The organism is Streptomyces sp. SID5464, from assembly GCF_009862985.1.
In the GTDB taxonomy this organism is placed as follows: domain Bacteria; phylum Actinomycetota; class Actinomycetes; order Streptomycetales; family Streptomycetaceae; genus Streptomyces; species Streptomyces chartreusis_D.
On sequence record NZ_WWIQ01000001.1, the window covers coordinates 1,734 to 6,529 of the forward strand.

The following is a 4,796-nucleotide window of genomic DNA, read 5'->3' on the forward strand; positions in this document are numbered from 1 at the left end:
CCGAGCACACGACCGGATAGAGAACGGCCAGTTAGCCGCTGTAAGCGATCACTCGGGTCGGAAATGTCGATGAGAAGTGACAACACCGGAGGCCCCAACTGATCCATGCCGGGCGCCTGGGTGAGTTTGATCCAGACGACAGTGGTCCGATGCGGGCGGTGCGTGAAGGGCCGGATGGCGGTGGGGAGCCGGCAGTGAAGGGGCGTTGCTCAAACTCACAGACGTCGCGCTGCAAGTCGCCGAGCACACGTCGTTCTTCTCGACCTTGATCTGCCTACCAGGTGACCGGAAGTTCATGCACGCCGTAGACCGTCATGGCCGACCGCAGTGGCACTTGCTCGGGCGCGACAGTGAGACGTAGTGCCGGGAAGCGGCGAAGCAGTGCGGGGAGGGCGATGCGCATTTCGGCGCGGGCCAGTCGCTGCCCGAGGCACCGGTGGAGGCCGTGACCGAACGCGAGGTGTCCGGCCGTGGAGCGGGTGAGGTCAAGCGCGTCCGGGTCGGCGAAATGATCAGCGTCCCGGTTCGCCGCGGAAAGTGCGACGGTGACGGATTCACCGGCCTTGATCAGGCAGCCGTGCAGCTCGATGTCCTCGAGCGCGACGCGGACCACGTGATGGATGACAGTGAGGTAGCGCAGCAGCTCCTCGACCACTGCTGGGGCGTCTTCCTCCTTGCCGCGGACCTCGGCTAACTGTGCGGGGTTGGCCAGCAGAGCGAAAGTGCCCAGCGCAAGCATGTTCGCCGTCGTCTCGTGCCCGGCCATCAGGAGCAGGAGCGCCAGTCCGGCCCTCTCGTCCGCAGTAAGTCCCTCGTGCGCAGCGAGCCCGCTGAGCACGTCTTCCTCTGGCCAGGAACACTTGTGGCGCAGCAGGTCCCGTAGATATGCCATGAGCTCCCTGACCGCCTCTTGCCGGCGTTCCGGTGTGAGGTCGATGTTCAAGAGCGTGGCGGCGTTCCGCTGGAACCCCTGCCTGTCGGAGTAGGGCACCCCGAGCAGTTCGCCGATCACTTGTGACGGGATCGGCAGCGCGAATGCCTTGAACAGGTCGGCCGGGCCCCCGGCGAGCTCCATCGCGTTCAACTGGTCATTGACGATCGCTTCGATCTCCGGTTCGAGGAGCTTCATCCGGCGCACCGTGAAGTCACCGGTGAGCAACCGCCGATAGCGGTCGTGCTCGGGCGGGTCCATGCGGAGGAAGAATCCCGGCGGCACGGGCGCCGTTGCCGGCTGGCCAATCGGTGAGCGCATGTGGTCCGGGCGGACGCTGAATCGGGGATCTGCCAAGACCGCCCGCGCTGCGGCGAAGCCGGTCACCAACCACCCCTGACCACCGTCGACGTAGGTCATCCGATGGATGGGGCCGAGCCCCTGCCGGCGGCGCAGTTCCTCGGGCGGATCGAACGGGTTCTGGCGGGCCGTGGGCATGACCATTGCCGGGGACGTGCTCTCCATCGGCCGCTCCTCGGTCGGTACGGACCTCCCGATAAAACATCACTCAATGCAAAACGTCAATGAATGCAAAATTACATCGCATGCGGTAAGGTGCTGTCGTGACCAGCGACCCAGGGCTGCGCCAGCGGAAGAAGATGCGCACGAGGCAAGCGCTCATCGAAGGCGCCCTGCGATTGTTCGCCGAGAAGGGTTACGACCAGACAACCGTGGCGGAGATCGCGGCCACCGCGGACATCGCGACACGGACCTTCTTCAGCTACTTCGACAGCAAGGACGACATCGTCTTCTTCGACGACAGGTCGCGGCTGGAGCGCGCGGTCGAGATCATCGGAGAACGGCAGCCCGGCGAACCGGTGGCCGACCTGCTGCGGCGCGTCATCGACCAGAGTGTTTTCGCGGACACGGACTCGGAGTTGGCGCGGAAGGTCGGCCCAGCTCGGACCCGGCTGATCGCGTCGGTCCCGGCACTTCAGGCGCGCGAACTGCACCTGCTGTTCGACATCCAGCTACAGCTGACCGAAGCGCTCCACCTCGCTTGCCCCGAGCTGGACCTCGTCGAGGCCGCCGCGGCGGTGGGATCGCTGGTCGGGGCGATCAAGGTCGTCGTCGCCGCATGCCAAAAGCGGGGCAACCGGCCGGAGCAGACCTACAAAGCCGTTCAAAGGGCCACCGACATCGCGATCGACGGCCTCAACTCGCTCCCCCGCCCGGCTTAGCGTGTTCAGCGCACGCGCACTCGGTCGTGGCACGGATAGCGGTGAACGCTGTCTCTGGCCGGTTTTTGAGGCTCGGACGGGTCAGCCTGAGGCTGCCCTCTGCGTCTGGGCGGCCCGGGTGCTGGCGAGCCGGTAGGAGTCGGTGCCGGTCTCGATGATGTTTCCGCCGAAGGTGAGGCGGTCGACGATGGCCGCGCAGAGCCGTGGATCGGTGAACGTCTTCGTCCAGCCGCCGAACGATTCGTTGGAGGCGATGGCGACGCTGTTCTTCTCCTCGCGTTCGGTCAGCACCTGGAACAGCAGCTCAGCGCCCCTGCGGTCCAGCTCCATGTAGCCGAGTTCGTCTATGCAGAGGAGATCGACGCGCCCGTAGCGGGCGATGGTCTTGGTCAGGATCTTCTCGTCCGCGGCTTCGACCAGCTCGTTGACCAGTTTGGTGGCCTGTGTGTAGCGGACCCGGAGGCCAGCCATGGCGGCCTCCGTGCCGAGCGCGATCAGGAGGTGGGACTTGCCGGTTCCGGAGTCGCCGATCAGGCAGAGCGGCAGTCCTTTCTTGACCCATTCGCAGGTGGCCAGGGTGTGGATGACGGCTGGGTCGATGTTCGGGTTGGCGTCGAAGTCGAAGGCCCTGATCGACTTCTCTCGCGGGAACTGCGCCGCCTTGATGCGTCGTTCGGAGCGGCGGCGGGCCCGGTCGTCGCACTCGGCCATCAGCAGTTCGGCGAGGAAGCCGCGATAGGACATCTGGTCGCGGGCGGCGGCTTCGGCCAGTTCGGGGAACTGGGCCCGGATGGTAGGCAGCCTCAGCATGCGGCATGCCTGGTCGACGGCGGCGGTGGCGGCCTGTTCGGTCAGCCCTCGGTGTCGTTTGAGTGTCACGGCATCTCTCCCTGGATTGCGGGGCGGTCGGCCGGCTGCCGTGCTCGCAGCAGCTGGTCGTAGGCCGCGGCCGAGGGCAGCGGCCGGGTGTCGGGCGGCAGCTGGGCAAGCCGCGGTTCGGTCAGCGAGGTCACGTTCGTCCGGTCCGGCTCCGCCGGGACAGGAGCCGCGACCTCGTCGGCTTCGGCCGCCTTCCGTGCCTCCAGGGCGACGGCGTCCGCGGTCAGTGCGCCGGCCCTGAGCGCGGAGGCGAGCCCGGCGACCAGGTGTTCGTGGGGGACGTGGCGGCCCATCAGCAGGACTTCGATCAGGGCCCGGGTGCCGTCCCGCTCGCCGTGGGCGGCCTTCGCCGCCTCCCACCAGGCGTCATGGGACGGGCGTGAAGTTGCCTGCGGAACGGGCCTGTTCGAGGGCGGTGGCCCCGGGAAACGCTCCGGGCTTGCGGACCAGGGCTTCCAGGTAGTGGTCCAGATCCAGCCGGGTCTGTCCCTTGGCGATCAGCCGTTCGTGGCGGGCGACCTCCTGCTGGCCGTCGTAGACCACCAGCTCGGACGCGTGCAGCGTTGCCCGGAGCGTCCGGCCGATCAGCCGTACCGGCATACCGGCACCGAGTAGCGGTTGGTGCGGACGCTGATCTGGCTGAAGCGGTCGACCCGCAGGCTGAACAACCGCCCGGTCTCAAAGGGTTCGTCCGGTAACGGCTGCAGCAGTGGCCGTTCGACGGCGAAGTACTCGCTCACCGGCCGGGGCCGGGAGCCGATCCGGCGCTGTTCGTCCTCCTCATCCCGCTGCTCGATCATCGCGTTCAGCTGGGCAAGGGAGACGACTTCTGGGACGGGGACCATATGGTTCCGGCGGAACCAGCCGATCTGCCCCTCGACCCCACCCTTCTCGTGGGCGCCCTCGATGCCGGGCAGGCAGTAGGCCGCGTCGATGCCGTAGTGCGACCGGAACGCGGTCCACCGCTCGTTCTCCGCGCGGGAGCGTGAGCTGAGTACCCGGGAGACCGCGGAGCGGAGGTTGTCGTAACGGACCTTGCCGGTGGGCACTCCGCCCAGCACGCTGAGAGCGTGGACGTGGCCTTCGAGGAACGCCTCCTGGCCGCAGGAGGCGAAGACGCGGTGCACGGCCTTGCCCGAATACGACAGGCGCATCGCGAACACGAAGCAGGTGACCAGCTCACCGGCCAGACGTACCTTCACGTCGCCGAAGTCCACCTCCGCCTCGGCCCCCGGCCTGTGGGACTGCGGAATGAACGCGTGTACCACCCCGCGGCCAGCCTCAACAGCGACCTGGGGGCGACGGTCGGCGACATAGGCCCGCACCATCGGATAGGTCACCGCCTCCGCCCCGTGCTCGTCCAGGAGCCGGTCGAAGATCCGCTTGACCGTGTGACGCTGCTTGCACGGCGCATCCAGATCCGCCCGGAGCATCTGGTCGATCAACGGCTTGTAGGCATCCAGGCGGGTGCCGCGCGGCCGCGGCTTCTTCTGCGGCTCCGGCCAGACCGACTCCAACGCGGCCTTCACCGTGCGGAATCCGACTCCGTACTCACGCATCAAGGCCCGGTACGACATCCCTACCCGGGCATCACGGCGGATCGCCGCGTACAAGTCGACCTTGGATTTCGGTGGCGTCATCGCAGCCTCATCCCGCAGGGCACGTCAATGCTCCCACCGCAAGCCCCCGGGTGTTGTCAGAACCTAGTGACCTGAGTCAGAGATTCGTCGTTAGTCGGGCATGAG

Annotated in this window: 3 protein-coding genes and 1 pseudogene; 1 reads left to right on the top strand and 3 read right to left on the bottom strand. The window is 67.2% G+C overall.

Annotated elements, in window-relative coordinates:
- Positions 1 to 274: 274 nt before the first annotated feature.
- Positions 275 to 1,456, bottom strand: a complete 1,182-nt coding sequence (locus GTY47_RS00015) for a cytochrome P450 (protein WP_010039249.1) — start codon at positions 1,454 to 1,456, stop codon at positions 275 to 277.
- Between the two features lie 98 nt (positions 1,457 to 1,554).
- Here GTY47_RS00015 and GTY47_RS00020 point away from each other — a divergent pair, with 98 nt between their 5' ends.
- A complete protein-coding gene (locus GTY47_RS00020) occupies positions 1,555 to 2,172 on the top strand; it encodes a TetR/AcrR family transcriptional regulator (RefSeq protein ID WP_029181127.1) in 618 nt (205 codons plus the stop codon).
- A gap of 81 nt (positions 2,173 to 2,253) precedes the next feature.
- On the opposite strand, the gene istB is transcribed toward GTY47_RS00020, so the two are convergent.
- Positions 2,254 to 3,051, bottom strand: a complete 798-nt coding sequence (gene istB, locus GTY47_RS00025; RefSeq protein ID WP_010039251.1) for an IS21-like element helper ATPase IstB — start codon at positions 3,049 to 3,051, stop codon at positions 2,254 to 2,256.
- A pseudogene (istA, locus tag GTY47_RS00030) lies at positions 3,048 to 4,691 on the bottom strand (IS21 family transposase). Before istA ends, istB begins: the two are co-directional and overlap by 4 nt.
- Positions 4,692 to 4,796 lie beyond the last annotated feature (105 nt).

What these genes read in the sequence shown, in the direction of transcription:
- GTY47_RS00015 (WP_010039249.1), bottom strand. Translation starts at nt 1,456, where the DNA reads ATGGAGAGCACGTCCCCGGCAATGGTCATGCCCACGGCCCGCCAGAAC.